At 70.0% G+C, this 13839-nt stretch carries 12 protein-coding genes and 1 pseudogene; 5 read left to right on the top strand and 8 right to left on the bottom strand.

Annotated features, from left to right (window positions below):
- Nucleotides 1–229 precede the first annotated feature (229 nt).
- A complete protein-coding gene (locus OG936_RS28040) occupies nt 230–1516 on the bottom strand; it encodes an LCP family protein (RefSeq protein ID WP_406500640.1) in 1287 nt (428 codons plus the stop codon).
- 387 nt (nt 1517–1903) lie between these two features.
- On the opposite strand from OG936_RS28040, the gene OG936_RS28035 reads away from it, so the two are divergent.
- From OG936_RS28035 to OG936_RS28025, 3 genes and pseudogenes are all read left to right on the top strand, one after another.
- Nucleotides 1904–2410 carry a GNAT family N-acetyltransferase gene (locus tag OG936_RS28035; RefSeq protein ID WP_406498381.1) on the top strand — a complete coding sequence of 169 codons (507 nt, stop codon included), beginning with the start codon at nt 1904–1906 and terminating at the stop codon, nt 2408–2410.
- 266 nt (nt 2411–2676) lie between these two features.
- Nucleotides 2677–2985: pseudogene (locus OG936_RS28030) on the top strand (transcriptional regulator); the annotation flags it as partial.
- Between the two features lie 301 nt (nt 2986–3286).
- The gene (locus OG936_RS28025) at nt 3287–3967 is read left to right on the top strand and encodes a hypothetical protein (protein ID WP_406498379.1); all 681 of its coding nucleotides are present in this window, start codon (nt 3287–3289) and stop codon (nt 3965–3967) included.
- Nucleotides 3968–4160: 193 nt separating this feature from the next.
- Here the strand turns inward: OG936_RS28025 and cynR are convergent, their stop codons facing one another.
- The 3 genes from cynR to OG936_RS28010 form a co-directional block, all read right to left on the bottom strand.
- Nucleotides 4161–5066, bottom strand: a complete 906-nt coding sequence (gene cynR / locus OG936_RS28020) for a transcriptional regulator CynR (protein ID WP_406498377.1) — start codon at nt 5064–5066, stop codon at nt 4161–4163.
- A gap of 345 nt (nt 5067–5411) precedes the next feature.
- Complete coding sequence (locus tag OG936_RS28015) at nt 5412–7136, bottom strand: CocE/NonD family hydrolase (protein WP_406498375.1); 1725 nt, start codon at nt 7134–7136, stop codon at nt 5412–5414.
- A 17-nt stretch (nt 7137–7153) separates the two neighbouring features.
- Complete coding sequence (locus tag OG936_RS28010; protein ID WP_406498373.1) at nt 7154–7753, bottom strand: hypothetical protein; 600 nt, start codon at nt 7751–7753, stop codon at nt 7154–7156.
- Here OG936_RS28010 and OG936_RS28005 point away from each other — a divergent pair.
- Nucleotides 7654–7971: a hypothetical protein gene (locus tag OG936_RS28005; protein ID WP_406500787.1), complete on the top strand. Its 318-nt coding sequence runs from the start codon at nt 7654–7656 to the stop codon at nt 7969–7971. The two genes, OG936_RS28010 and OG936_RS28005, sit on opposite strands and share 100 nt — an antisense overlap.
- 401 nt (nt 7972–8372) lie before the next feature.
- Here OG936_RS28005 and OG936_RS28000 read toward each other — a convergent pair whose 3' ends face one another.
- Nucleotides 8373–9767: a hypothetical protein gene (locus OG936_RS28000; protein ID WP_406498371.1), complete on the bottom strand. Its 1395-nt coding sequence runs from the start codon at nt 9765–9767 to the stop codon at nt 8373–8375.
- Between the two features lie 162 nt (nt 9768–9929).
- On the opposite strand from OG936_RS28000, the gene OG936_RS27995 reads away from it, so the two are divergent.
- Complete coding sequence (locus OG936_RS27995; protein WP_406498370.1) at nt 9930–11243, top strand: molybdopterin-dependent oxidoreductase; 1314 nt, start codon at nt 9930–9932, stop codon at nt 11241–11243.
- Between the two features lie 349 nt (nt 11244–11592).
- Here the strand turns inward: OG936_RS27995 and OG936_RS27990 are convergent, their stop codons facing one another.
- The 3 genes from OG936_RS27990 to OG936_RS27980 are packed head-to-tail and all read right to left on the bottom strand — an operon-like array spanning nt 11593 to nt 13837.
- On the bottom strand, nt 11593–12420 hold the full coding sequence (locus tag OG936_RS27990; protein WP_406498368.1) for a class I SAM-dependent methyltransferase: 828 nt from the start codon (nt 12418–12420) through the stop codon (nt 11593–11595).
- The gene (locus OG936_RS27985) at nt 12417–13094 is read right to left on the bottom strand and encodes a DUF2064 domain-containing protein (RefSeq protein WP_406498366.1); all 678 of its coding nucleotides are present in this window, start codon (nt 13092–13094) and stop codon (nt 12417–12419) included. Before OG936_RS27985 ends, OG936_RS27990 begins: the two co-directional genes overlap by 4 nt.
- Nucleotides 13091–13837 carry a glycosyltransferase family 2 protein gene (locus OG936_RS27980; protein WP_406498364.1) on the bottom strand — a complete coding sequence of 249 codons (747 nt, stop codon included), beginning with the start codon at nt 13835–13837 and terminating at the stop codon, nt 13091–13093. The genes OG936_RS27985 and OG936_RS27980 overlap by 4 nt, the downstream gene beginning before the upstream one ends.
- Between the last annotated feature and the right edge of the window lie 2 nt (nt 13838–13839).

The raw sequence follows: 13839 nt of genomic DNA, 5'->3' as shown, positions 1-13839 counted from the left end.
CCGTACATCCGCAGACTGTCGGTCCATCAGCTTTCCCGAACGTCGTGCTCCCGGATGAACGTCGCGACGATGCGACCCGACGGGAGCAGACCGAGTGCGTGACCGACCGTCCCCGACGGCGACGGAATCCCCCGGCCCGCGAAGCCCCGCCACCCGCCGCTCACCGCCGGCCCCTTGCTGCAGGACCGGGCATGGTGCGTCTCGCGCGCACCCCCGCCGCCCGCCGGGTTCAGCGAGTGCCGTCGAAGTCGTCGCCGACGGTCAACGTCACCGAGCCCGGAGCGGCCGTGGCGTCCTCGGTCGCCCGCGCTCCCGGCACCCGGGAGGCCAGTGCCTTCGCCTGCTGGTCGAGTCCCTGCGGGAATGTGACCGCCGTCGTTGGTGTGTCGCTGGGGGCGTTGCCCGTGCCGACGATGGTGTATCCCGCCATACGCAGGGCGTCCGCGACCTTTGCCGCCTGCCCCGGCTTTCCCGTCCCGTTGAGTACGCGCACACGGATGGTGGCGGCGTACACGGGGTTCTTGCTGCGGGCCTCCAGTGACTTCTTGTCGACTTCCTTGTCCGCGGCCAACGAAGCGAAGAGGTCCGCCGCCTGGGGGTATTGCCACACCACATTGGCCTTGTCGGTGGGCACATCCGCCTCACGCCCGTAATTCGGCACGGTCAGGAAGGTCAGTCGGTCACTCGGGATTTCCTTGAGTTCGGAGGCGAGCTCGGTGAGCGGCGTAATCCCTGCCATTTCCTTGTCCGTCGTCAGTGATTTGGTCGCCGAGTCGAGGAATCCGTACAAGGCGGCCGGGCTGGTGAGTTTCTCCTGCGCCTTGGCCGCCAGTGCCTCCATGAATTCCTGCTGCCGCCCTATTCTACCCAGGTCGGAGCCGTCTCCCACGCTGTAGCGGGTCCTGACATAGCCGAGGGCCTTCTCGTCCCTGACCGTCTGACACCCCGCCTCCAGATCGAGATGGGCCTTCTTGTCGTGGATCGCCGTCTCGGGACAGACTTCTATGCCGTCCAGGGCATTCACCATGCCCTTGAATCCCTGGAAGTCGATCGACATGAAGTGATCGATGCGCAGGCCGGTGTTCTGTTCGACGGTCCGGATGGTGCAGGCTGCGGCCCCTGCGACCTCACCGCTCGTTCCGCCGACGGCAAAGGCTTCATTGATCTTGAAGTGATGCGGGGTGGACCGGGTGCCATCTCCCCGGTCGCAGGCCGGGATTCCCACCCACGAATCGCGCGGAAGGGACACGACGGTGCTCCACTTCCGGTTGGCTGCCACGTGCATGACCATCAAGGTGTCCGACTGCATCGTGGTCAGACCCTTGCCGTATTTCCCGTTGTCGCCGTCGCGCGAGTCCGAACCCACCACCAGGATGTTCTTGGAACCGGGGCTCATGTTGGCCGGCCGGTCGCCGCCGAGCTTGTCGTCGATGTCGGCGGATTGGATGTTCCCGTCGAGGTTCTGATAGGCCCACACGCCGACGCCGCCCGTCGCCAGAAGCAGCACGGCCAGCACGGCCCCGCCGCGGGCGAACAGCTTGCCCCGTCTCGTGAGTCGCTCTCCTGGCTTCTTGCCGGCCCTTCGCCCCGCACCGCCTCGCGGCTTCCTGCGTTCCTTGCTCACGCTGGCCCTCCCCCGCCCGGCCCTTCAGCCGCTCGCCCCGTTCTTCGCACCCGCACCTTGCGGTGGACGAACCCTACATACCTGCGGAGAACAGCCGCTCAGACGATGTCGACGCCTTAGCAGACGCGGTCGCCGGCCGGACCGGGGGCCTGACTCTGCCCGATTCCACGGACCTTCCCCACGCCGGCTCTGCGGTACAGGGCATCGAAGATCATCGCCGGGCACAAGGGTCAAGTCGAGGAGGCTTCCTCCGATGATCACCGGTTCTATGATTCCTGCATGACGTCCACGCTCCGCCTGGAGAAGATCACCGTCGACAACTTCGACGTTGCGATCGGCCTGAAGGTGCGCACCGACCAGGAGCACTTGGTCGCGCCGGTCGTGAAATCGCTCGCTGAGGCGTACCTGTACCCCGGGACAGCCTGGCCTCGCCTCATCTTCGACGGCGACCGGCCCGTCGGCTTCCTCATGGCGTTCTTCGACATCGACTTCGCCGGCGACGGCAAGAACACCGACATCCGCTCGGGTCTGTGGCGTCTCAATATCGCGGCGGGTGAGCAGGGCCGCGGGTACGGCCGTTTCGCGGTCGAGTCCGTGGCCGCCGAAATCCGCCGCCGTGACGGCACCCGGCTCACCGTCTCCTGGCACCCGGGCGAGGACGGCCCCGGGGGCTTCTATCTGGGGCTCGGGTTTCGGCCGACCGGAGAGACGAGCGGGGATCAAACGGTGGGTGAACTGGAACTGGGCCAGGCCCTGACCGAAGTTCCAGGGGCACTTCACCGGTAAGGGGCAGGGACGCTTCGGCGGAGGCCGCGGAACTGACCGCGTGCGACCGCCCGTTCGTTGCGGAGCCTTTCGTTTTCTCTCGTTCGGTTTCCGGTGCGGGTCAGGCGTGGGCGGGCGTCCTGGATCCCGATACGACCCGCTGGGCCTCGGCCGCCAGTGAGCGACGGTCGCCGCGGGTCAGCGGACGGTGCGTGGTGACCCGCGGAGGCTGCCGAGGGAGGGCCGGGCTGAACGCGTCCGGATCGGGGCCGCATCCACGGCCCCGCGCCCGCGTCCTGCACCTCGACGACCGGCACGGCCACCTCTTCGGCCTGGCCGGGACAAGCCCGGCGCGACCGCGGCGGCGCACACGGCAGAAAGTCCAGCCACCATTGCAGCGGCTCCTCGACGGCCCCACCGCCACTCCGGCCATCGTCGTGAGCCGTCGCATGGACATCCTTGCGTGGAATGCGCTCACCGCCATTCCGGTCACCGGTTTCGGCAAAATTCCGGAAAAGCAGCGCACCTACATCCGGCTGGTCTTCACCGACCCCGCCATGAGGACGCTGCACGCGGACCGCGAGACCGTCGCGCAGGCGCCACCGAGCCCGGCAACGCCGGCCCGGGCTTGAGTCAACGAACGACACGCCGCTTCCGGAGTGAATAAATCCCCAGAAGGCACCCGAACGGGCGAACGGCACATCAATTCACCCACATACAAGGCTATTGACGGTACGTCACGTTGCACCCGAATGGCATACGGGTGACTGCCGCCCCAGCCGTTGCTCAGGCACCGGCCTTTCGGTATGCCCCGAAATGACAGCTATGGAGTCCCTACGTACGTTCAATTACGGGTCCGCTGCTCTGCCGACCTCACTCCGAGACAGGAGAAACGACATGACCACACGTTCCACCGTCCTCACTGCCGCCATCGCCGCCGCTGCGGCCCTGACCGCAACCGGTAGCACCTTCACCTCGGCCGCCACGAACGAGCCACCCCAGGTCGCTCCGGTCGTCCAGCGAGCGGTCGCCGCTCCAGCCCCGGCACCAGCACCCGCTGTGGCCCCCAAGGACAAAGGTGACACCGGAAAGAGCGACGAAGGCCGAGGCAATGACGAGGGCCGAGGCGGCAACGGCGAAGGCCGAGGCAACGACGAAGGCCGAGGCAACGACGAGGGCCGCGGCGGCAACGGCGAAGGCCGAGGCGGCGACGAAGGCAGGGGCGGCGACGAGCGCGGAGGCGACCAGGACCGGGGTCACGGAGGCCGGGGCTACGGGGGCCGGGACTACGACGAAGGCAGGATTCACTTCAACGAGCGCACGTACTCCGCCTCCCCCGGCGGCTGCGTCAGCGTGGCCAGCGGCCTGGGCTCCACCAGCTTCAACATCTTCAACGAAAGCCGGCGAACCGTCGAGGTCTTCAGCGGGGCGACCTGCGACAACGGCGCCCCCGTCGCCGTCGTCGGCCCCCACGGCGCCACTCAAGGCGTGTTCCCGAACCGCGTCGAAGGGGGTGTGTTCGTCAGCAATGGAGTAGGGGGCAGTTTCCGAGTGATCGGAAACGACTACGACTACTGACCGTTCGCCCGCGCGACGTGACGTGGTACGCCGGCCCGCCGGAATCGGGCCGGCGTACCACGTGCCCACCGTCCCCCGCGTCCTCCGTCCCGGCCTCCCGCCCCGGCGTCAGCGACCACCAGATGGGCCGGCCGGCGGGACCACGGCGGCGTGACGGCAGGAGGCAGGGACCTCGCGTGCAGGTATCAGGGACTCAGGTGACCGAGTAGCCGTGGTGGTGTGCCCACTCGGTGACCTGGCGGGTGAAGGCGCGGGAGGCCGCGCTTCGGTACGCACTCTCCCGGCGGAGCAGTGTGACGGTGCGGGAGGGAAAGGCCGGTTCGAGGGGAATCGGGCGCAGGCGCGGGTGGTCGCGAGTGATGGGGTCGGGCACGACGGTGGCCAGCGGGGTGCGCTGGACGATCTCGATGAGTGCGTTGATCGAGTCGGCCTCCACCGCGATCCGCGGGCTCCCCCGGTGCTTGCCGAGGTGTTCGTCGATCTGCCGCCTGGTCGCGAAATCACGGCTGAGCAGGGCAAGTTGGTGATCGTGCAGGTCGTGGATGGTCATGGGGCCGGGATGGCCGATGCCGGGGTGGTGGGGGCCGACGACGAGGCTGAGGGCCTCGGTGAACAGCGCCGTGGCCTCGATGCCCGGCAGGTGGGTGCCCGCGAAGGCGATGCCGAGGTCGAGCCGGTCGTCCAGGAGATCGGCTTCGATGCGGTCCTGGGTGACCTCCCGTACGTCCAGGGTGATCCCGGGGTGACGGTCGTGGAAACCGGCGACGAGCGGGCCGGTGAGGTAGGCGGTGAAGGTGGGCGTGACCGCGAGCCGGAGGCGGCCGCGCGCGAGGTCCTGCACGTCGAGCACCGCCCGTTCCCCCGCCGCCAGGTCCCGTAGCGCGCGCCGGGCGAAGTGGACGTACGTCGCCCCGGCGTCGGTCAGGCGCACGGTGCGGCCGGTCCGGTCCAGCAGCTGGACCCCGAGGGACTTCTCCAGTTGTCTGATCTGCTGGGACAGGGTGGGCTGGGAGATGCGCAGCTCTTCGGCGGCGCGGGTGAAGTTGGCATGCTCGGCGACCGCGAGCAGGTAGCGCAGGTGACGCAGTTCCGGCCTCATGAATTCGACTATAGATGGCAGCGATGGCGGCTAGTTCTTTTGCGCCTTGGGAACTATAGGCACAGGTCATGCGGCGTGATTGGCGTCGGCAACCCATGCCTCACGGCCGAGGACCGGTACTCCTCGCCACGACCGTGGGGCACCAGGCATCGGTGGCCGGGACGGCGATCCTGTAGCCGAGTGCGATCACCGCACCGCGGCGTCGTCCACGGGTTCCCGGGGCGCTGAGGTGAATCTCCCTCAGTCGTTTGGAATGCTTTTCCGACACCCGTAGCGAGTGAATGAGCCCCTACTGGTCACGCAGGACGGCCAGGTATGCGATGGCCTGGCCGCCCTCGGCGTGGATCACGGCCGGGTGACCGTCGTGAACGGCAGCACGAGCCGGGAGGGATGCGCGGCGTCGCGGTAGATCTTGTGGGTGACGGGGCGGCCCACCGGCAGGTGGAAGGCATCCGGTGGCAGCAGCGCGTTGTGCGCGTCGACCAGCGGCTCGTTGTTCGACAACTCCACCGCCAGACGGTGCCCCGGCTGGAAGGTGGCCGCGAATGGATAGAGCCGCAGCACGTACTCCTCCACCTTCCCGGGCTCCACCGGCACCGCGCGGGTGTGCGGGTGGTAGGGGTCGCCCTCGGTGGTGCGCTCCTCGTCGAGCTCGCGGTGGGAGGCCTTGAGGTATCCGCTGGTGACCAGCTGCCGGCCGCCGCCGGGAGCCTCGTCCCACAGGCGCAGGATGAAGTTGGTGTCGTCCTGGTCGATCTCCGCGAACAGGTGTGCCGCGCCGGTGCCGATCAGCTCGCTGGGCTCCAGAAACGGCTCGGTGCTCCACTTCAGCACCTCCACCGTGTCGGTGACGGTGAGCGGTGCCTGGTAGAAGCCGTCGGGGGCGGCGTATTCGGCACCCATGAACTCGGGTTCGAAGGAGAGCTTGTGCCGCGGGCGCAGGTAGAGCGGCTTGTGCTCGGTCTCCTTCGGTGGCCACTGCGCCGCGGTGACCACCTCGCGCGCGCCCTCCACGAAGACGCTCACGGCCGGTTCGTCCATGATGCCGTTGTCGATGCCCTTGAGCCAGTACTCGTACCAGCGGAACATCTTGTCGTGCTCTTCGATCCAGGGTCGCGACTGCATCGGCGGGTAGGAGCCGATGTCCAGCTTCTTGGGCCCCTTAAGGACGTTGAACAGCTCGATGTGGCCGTCCAGGGTCCAGCCGCGCCCCTGGTCGATCTGCAGGTAGACCGGAATGTCGATGTTCTCGGCCAGATTGATCGGGTTGCGCTCCTCGTACCAGTCGCCGTCGAGGTGGTTCATCACGATGTCGAACCAGAACTCGCGGTTCTTCGGGTACTTGAGCACGTGCACGAGGTTCGGCCAGGCTGCCACGTCGGGATCCTGCAGCCGCTTCTCGACGAGCTTCTTCAGCTCCTCGGGGGAATGGACCTCCTGCATACGGGACTTGACGTCGGTGTGCGCGATGCCGGAGTCGCCGCCGCGTCCCTCGCGGGCAGCACGCGGCATGAACCACATGATGCCGCCGTGGTAGGTGGTCTCGTAGAAGTCGTAGTGGCCACCGCTGACGAAGATCGCTTTGAGGTGCGGTGGCCGCTCGGCGGCGGCGAGCACCTGCATGGAGCCGAAGTAGGAGATGCCGATCATGCCGACGTTGCCGTCGCACCACGGCTGCGCGGCGACCCATTCGACGAGGTCGTACAGGTCCTGCCCCTGGGAAACGCCGCCGAAGTTGTAGTTGCCGATCATGACGCCGTCGGAATCACCGGTTCCCCGCATGTCACCGATGACGTGGACATAGTCCTCCCTGACGACGCGCGCGATGTCACCGGCCTCGATGCAGCCGTCCCACATCGGGCTGGGCCGGCGCTGCGGCGGCGTGGTGAGGGCGAGCGCCTGCAACTCCTTGCCATAGGCGCTCATCGCGATCAGAGCAGGGCGCGGCTTGTCGTCCTGGCCGTGGTAGGCGTCCACGGCGAGTTCGACGCCGTCCCGCATCGGCACCCGGAGGTCTTTGCGGACGGCGATCGTCTGCTCTCCCGCCCGGATCGTCTGGAAGTCAGTCATGAGTGCGAGCTCCTGTGTCATGCGTTCTGGGCGGGATGCGTGCGGTAGCCGTGCATGGATGTGAAGAACGGCGACGGCTCCAGCGCGGGGTCGCCGGTGTAGCCGAGCTCCTCGGCAACGCGGGCGAACGGGGAGTACGGCGAATCCGTCTCCTGCAGGCCGGCTTGCAGGCAGCCGCAGGCGGCCGCGGTGACACGGCCCTCGATCGCGAGGCTGTGGGCGATGGCCTCCTGGGCCTGCGCGGCGTCGAGCTCGACGCCGTACGGCGTGCCGTCGGCGCGGCGGTACGGGTGTCCCAGGTACAGGTGCTGCGGACGGAGCTCGTCCCGCACGTACTCCAGGCTGGTGCGGTAGGCGGTCGGGTCCAGGTAGCCGGGGAAGCCGTTGGCGGCCCCGTGGACCTGCACGGCATCGCCGACGAACACCGAGCGTTGGCCGTCGATGGCGTAGGCGACCGATCCGGGCGTGTGGCCCGGGATCGAGTGCACCGAGACGGTCCAAGGCGGGAACGGCGTTCTTGTCGAATCTGAACGGCGCGGACCTGCCGGCGGACCACCTGGGAGCCGCGCGCGGGATCGCCGCGGAGGGAGGACCGATCGCCGTGAACAGCCTGCCACCCGGCGCTCCGGGATCGGCAGCGCACGACCTCGCCCTCGACGCGCTGGGCAGCGGCTTCAGCAACGCCTTCCTCATCTGCGGCATCGCCGCCGCCCTGGCCGCGGTCCTTACCGCCGTCGGCATGTTCGGCGTCCGCCCTCACCGCTCCCCCGCCCAGTCCCCGGCCGAACCCTCCATCACCGAACAGGGCGGCGCCCCGGAACCCGCCGCGAAGTAACAAGCCCGGCGAAGAGAAGGACAACGCCGTCCACCGCTTCGGAGCGGCGCCCGCCAAGGCCGGACACCCGGCAGCGCCGCTCTCACGCGTGCGCCGGTGCTCAGCGAGCACCGGCGATCACCACGTCCTCCTTGCCGTCCTCCGGTGGGACCGGGCGGCGGGCCTGCTGCCTCCTCTGCTCGGCGCTTGATGCCGGCGACGGCAGCCACCGCACCGATCAGGCGGAGGACTCCGGTCACGGTGACGGCGGAGTGCAGACCGTTGACGAAGAGCGGGTCGCCGGGGACCGGAGGGGTGGTGGTTGCTGGTCGCATCACGGCCGCACGCGGTTCGCTTCAACGGTTCACCGCCATAGGATTCGCCGGTACCCCCGGCGGAAGAGTTCAACGGTCTCTCTCTCGTCACCACCCGGTCCACAGCAGGTGGTTGACGAGCAGGGCGACGACGGCCTGTGCGGTCAGACAGCCGCGCCGGGTGCCGGTCGGCAGCAGGGCGGCGGCGGGCAGCAGCCAGAGGATGAAGGGCTGCCAGATGCGCTCCGTCTCCGCCTTGCTCATCCCGGACAGGTCGGCGGCCAGGAGCGCCAGGAGCGCCATCAGAGTGAGCAGAATCAGCCGTTGGGTGGCACAGGTGGTGCCGGTGCGCAAGGCGCGTACGGCTCCGGGGGCGCCGGCCGCGGCTCGACGGAGTCCGGCGACCGTGGCGAGGCCCGCGGCGATCGTGGTGCAGGCGAGATTCGCCCAGACCCAGTAGGAGTACGGGCGGGAGCCGCCGGCCCCTTGGTAGTAGCGCTCGACCAGCAGCCGGTAGCCCTCCCACCAGTTGTAGCCCGCCAGGGTGAAGAGGACCGGGACGACCAGGGCTCCGGCGAGGAAGAGGGGGACGGGGCGGGCGGTACGGGCTAGGACGAGGACGGCCAGGAGCAGGAACGCGATCAGCGTCAGACCGTAACTGAGGTAGCAGGTCAGCCCGAACAGCAGACCGGAGGCGAATGCGGCGGCCATGGGGAGGCGGACCGAACGGGTCGCGGCCAGGGCGAGGAGGGCCACGGACCAGGCGGCGACGGCGGCGAAGTAGGCGTCCGCCGAGGTGCCGGTCCACACCGCGACCGGTGCGAGGACCAGGAACGGGGCGGCGCGGCGTGCGAGGCGCTCGTCGGCCAGGACCCGGAGCGCGATCAGCGCGGCCGGGACGGCGGAGGCGCCGACCACGATGCACCAGACCCCGGCCCAGGCGCCGCCTCCGAGCCCGATGCGGTCGAGCAGGACGAAGGTGAGCGTGGCGCCCGGTGGGTGCCCGGCGACATGGGTGGGCCAGTTGTCCGGGGAGCCGAGCAGGATGTGGCCGTTGAAGCCGCGCAGAGCCGTACCGATATTCTGGAAACGTTCGATGGCCTGCAGATATTCATGCTTGTTGGTGAGCCGTTCGGCGATGCCCCGGCCCCAGCCGTCGATCAGCGCCAGCGAGAAGACCCAGGCGAGCGACGCCGCCCAGGCGGCCGGGAGCAGCGCCCGCCGGCGAATACGGTCGGCCATCGGGGGCCCGTACGCGACGACGGCCGCTGCCACGACGACGGCGGCCGGGGTGCCGGGGCCGGTGTGCGGGTACCAGGACGCCAGCAGGGGAGGCCAGTGGACGTAGAGGCTTCCGTCGGCGTCCTGGATCGACCGGCCGACAAGCACGGCGGCGGTGACGAGCAGAACGCCCGCGGCGGCGGCGATCAAGTCGCTGCGGCGGCCGGTGCGGTGACCGGTTTCGTTCATGGTGGGGTGTTCTGTGCGGTCCTCGGTTTTCACGCAGGCACGCTATGCACAGCAGGACGGTTACGCGTGATGCCACGGGATCGTGTCACCGAACCGTCAGATCTTGCTCCGGCTGCCCGCACGGGGGTGTGACGTCAGAGATTCGTCAGGGGTCGTACGCCCTGCGGTCAGGCGTCCCGGGCATAGCTTCGGGACATGGGTGACAGACGTTTCGGAAAAGGCTCCCCCTTCTCATTTCCAGGCTCGGCATCCGGTCGTGGACAGGCCTTCGCCGGGCGGCTTCCCTCCGCGCCCGGGTTCTGGCGTAGCCCGGTGCGCGGTGTCCGGTTCACGGCGGTGCTCGGGCTGGTCCTGCTCGCCGGGCTCACCCTGCTGTTCGTGACCGGTCTGCTGTCGTACGCCGCGTACAACCCGGACCTCGCGCCCGTCAACGACAAGACGCCGGGCAAGGGCCTGCTGGGGTTCTATCTCTTCGCCTGGCCGACCGGTCCGCACTGGCTGTACCGGCTGACGCAGGGGCTGCATGTCACGGTGGGCATCGCCCTGGTCCCCGTAGTGCTGGCGAAGCTCTGGTCGGTGATCCCGAAGCTCTTCGCGCTGCCCCCGGTCCGCTCCGTGGGGCATGCGCTGGAGCGGGTGTCGCTGCTGCTGCTCGTCGGCGGGGCACTGTTCGAGTTCATCACCGGACTGCTCAACATCCAGCTGGAGTACGTGTTCCCGGGGTCGTTCTATCCGCTGCACTTCTACGGGGCGTGGGTGTTCTTCGCCGCGTTCCTCGCCCACACCGGGCTGAAGCTGCCGCGGGCCGTCCGGGTGCTGCGGGGCGGCCGGCTGGAGGGCTCCGCGCCGGGCGAGACGGATGAGCTGGCCGCCCCCGACCCCGCTCCGCCGACCGTCTCCCGGCGCGGTGCGCTCGCCATGGCGGGCGGCGGGTCGCTGCTGCTGCTGATCACCTCGGCCGGCCGGAGCTTCGACGGACCGCCGCGGCAGATCGCCCTCCTCACCCCGCACGGCGCGGCCGAACCAGGTCCGGGGCCGAACGGCTTCCAGATCAACAAGACGGCCGCGGCCGTCGGAGTGACCGCGGCCGATACGGGGAAGGCCTGGCGGCTCACCGTCAGCGGGCCCGCCAGGAAGATCCGGCTCAGCCGGGAACAACTGCTGGCCATGGACCAGTACAGCGTGGCGCTGCCGATCGCGTGCGTGGAGGGCTGGGCGACCTCGGACCAGTGGTGGCGCGGAGTGCGGCTGCGGGACCTGGCGGCACTCGTGGGGTATCCGGACCGGCCACCGGGGGTGATGGTGGAGTCCGTCCAGCGCAGCGGGGCGTTCCGGAAGGTGGCGCTCCGCGACAACCAGGTGCGCGACCCGCGCGCGCTGCTGGCATTGCAGGTCAACGGCGAGAACCTCTCGCTCGATCACGGATATCCGGCGCGGATCATCGTCCCGGCGGCCCCCGGCGTGCTCAACACCAAATGGGTGGCCCGGCTGGCGTTCGAGGCGCTGTGAGCGGGAAGGCGGGAAACCGGGTGAATCCTCGAGTGGTTCTCAGGCGCTGGTACGGGGAAGGGCCGCTGCATCTCCTCCTGCTGGTCGCGACATTCGCCCTCGCGGGCTATGCGGGTGTGCGGCTGCTGGCGGGCGACACGTTCGCGATCGTGGTGTGGTTCATCGGCTCCGCGCTCCTGCACGATCTGGTGTTGCTGCCGCTGTACGCGTCGGCGGACCTGGCCCTGCACCGGGCGCTCGGGCCCCGTACCGGGCTGGTCAACTACGTCCGCGTACCGGCATTCCTCTCCGGCTTGCTCCTGCTGATGTGGTGGCCGCTGATCACCCGGCACGCGGTGCGGTACGAGCCCTACAGCGGGCTGTCCCTCGATGTGTTCCTGGGGAACTGGCTGCTGATCACGGGGTTGCTGTTCGCGGGCTCGGCGCTGTTGCTCGCCGTCCGTACCGCCCGGTTGCGGCGCAGGGACACGAAGGGGCGGCCGTCCGCCTCCCACTGATCGACGGGCTGCCATCTGTACGCCTGCGCGTACCGCAGCAGGGCCGGTGTGCCGAGCCGGGCCCAGGGGAACGGTGAGGCGGTCGCGGAGCCGCAGGCGCCAGTGTCGGCGGCCGCTGTGCCGCGTCCGTCGTCCAGCCGGACCTGGAGTCTCTCGTCGATGTCCTGTGGTGTCGTCTCGGCGATGAGCAGACCACCCGGGGCGAGCAGGTTGGCCGTGCGGTGCAGGAGGAGAGGTGGGTTCCCGCCGATGCCGATGTTGCCGTCGAGGAGCAGGGCGGTGCCCCAGCGGCCCTCGCCCGGCAGCGGGTCGAAGACGGAGCGGTGCAGCGCCGCTCCGCCGAGTCGAAGTGTGCGGGCGACGGCGGTCTCGCTGATGTCGATGCCGAGTGCGCGATGGCCGCGGAAGGCGAGCTCGGCGACCAGCCGGCCGGGCCCGCAGCCGATGTCCAGAACGGGGCCTTCGCAGCGGCCCAGTGCCGACAGGTCGGCGGCGTCGACTTTCGCGCACCAGCGTTCGATGTCCAGGGGCAACAGCCAGCCGTCGGTACGGCGGAGGAAGAGCGGTCCGTGACCTTTGCGCAGCGCCTCAGCGTACGGATCGGTGCCCCAGGACGTGGTGCCGCGGTCGGGGGACGGGGGTGCCGTGACCAGCCTGCTGCGGTGAGGGACCGGGTTCATTGGGCCTCCGCCGGGGTCAGCAGGGCGAGCGTCGCGGCGAACCGGCCGTGCGGCGCCGCGGCGGCAACGGCGACGGCGTCCTGTGCGGTGTCCACATCACGCAACTGCGGAAGGTCGCGCACGGTCAGCCCGGCGTCGACCAGGCGTCGGCGCTGGACCGCGCCGGTCTCGGGTACGGACATGGGGACGCCGAGCAGGAGTTCCGGGGCGGGGACGGCCAGGCCCAGCGCCCAGAAGCCGCCGTCGTCGGCCGGTCCGAACCAGGCGTCGCAGCCGTCCCAGGCGGCGGGACGGAGCGCGGCGGCCAGGTGGGCGGCAGTGATCTGGGGGGTGTCCATGCCGATGAGGAGAGTCGGGCCGGTACAGCAGGCGAAGGCCGCGGCAAGCCGTTCGTCGAGGCGGCCGGTGCCCTGCGGCAACACCTCGATGCCGGGCGGCAGCCACGGGCCCGGCCGTCCGTCGAGGACGATGGCACGGCGCCGGGCGGGCAGGGTGCATACGGTCCGCAGAGTGTCACCGAGCGCCGCCTCGGCGAGCCGGGCGGCCTGGGCGGGTGTGAACGGCGGGGTGAGCCGGGTCTTGACCCGGCCCTGCAGCGGTTCCTTGGCGATGACCAGCACGGTCGTCGGGCCGGACAAGCCCTCGACCGCACCGGAGCCGGCCGGGGCGCTCACCGGCGCACCCCGGAGCGCACGGTCCCCGGAGCCGTCCCGGCCGGTGGCTGAAGCAGCACCGCGCGCATGTCGCGCACCGCCTGCCAGGTCCCCCGCCAGGTGCCGGTGACCTTCGACTTCCCGCTGCGAGGGAGGTACGGGACGTCTGTCTCCGTGACCCGCAGCCCGGCGTCGGCCGCGCGGACCACCATCTGCAGCGGGTAGCCGCTGCGCCGGTCGGTGAGACCGAGCGCCAGCAAATCCGCCCGGCGCCCTGCCCGCATCGGGCCGAGGTCGTGCAGCCGCAAGCCGGTGCGGCGGCGCAGCATCCGGGCCAGCGCGACATTGCCGGCGCGGGCGTGCAGCGGCCAAGCACCGCGGCCCTCGGGGCAGCGGCGGCCGAGCAGCAGGTCGGTCTCGCCGTCGGCGATGCGGCGTACGAAGGCGGGGAGCAGGCCGGGGTCGAGGGAGCCGTCGCAGTCGCAGAAGCAGACGAACTCCGCCTCGGCCGCGAGCAGTCCGGCATGGCAGGCGGCGCCGAAGCCGCGTCGCGGCTCGTGCACGACGGTGGCGCCGAGCGAGCGGGCCAGTTCAGCCGATCCGTCGGTGGAGCCGTTGTCGACGACGATCGCGCGCCAGCCGCTGGGGACGGCGTCCAGCACCCGGGGCAGTGCCGCGGCCTCGTCCAGACAGGGCAGGACGACGTCGGCACTCGGCGTAGGGATATGGGCGGACGGAGGGCCCGTCAGGGAGGAATCGGTCACGC

It is taken from the genome of Streptomyces sp. NBC_00846, from assembly GCF_045207325.1.
In the GTDB taxonomy this organism is placed as follows: domain Bacteria; phylum Actinomycetota; class Actinomycetes; order Streptomycetales; family Streptomycetaceae; genus Streptomyces.
The sequence above is the reverse complement of the archived record's forward strand: the minus strand, read 5'-3'. Positions and strand labels throughout refer to the sequence as shown.

Bases quoted from the DNA above. Each gene is read 5' to 3' on its own strand.
- OG936_RS28015 (WP_406498375.1), bottom strand. From the start codon at position 7,136: ATGACTGACTTCCAGACGATCCGGGCGGGAGAGCAGACGATCGCCGTC.
- OG936_RS27995 (WP_406498370.1), top strand. From the start codon at position 9,930: ATGGGTGACAGACGTTTCGGAAAAGGCTCCCCCTTCTCATTTCCAGGC.
- OG936_RS27990 (WP_406498368.1), bottom strand. From the start codon at position 12,420: ATGAACCCGGTCCCTCACCGCAGCAGGCTGGTCACGGCACCCCCGTCC.
- OG936_RS28025 (WP_406498379.1), top strand. From the start codon at position 3,287: ATGACCACACGTTCCACCGTCCTCACTGCCGCCATCGCCGCCGCTGCG.
- cynR (WP_406498377.1), bottom strand. From the start codon at position 5,066: ATGAGGCCGGAACTGCGTCACCTGCGCTACCTGCTCGCGGTCGCCGAG.
- OG936_RS28035 (WP_406498381.1), top strand. From the start codon at position 1,904: ATGACGTCCACGCTCCGCCTGGAGAAGATCACCGTCGACAACTTCGAC.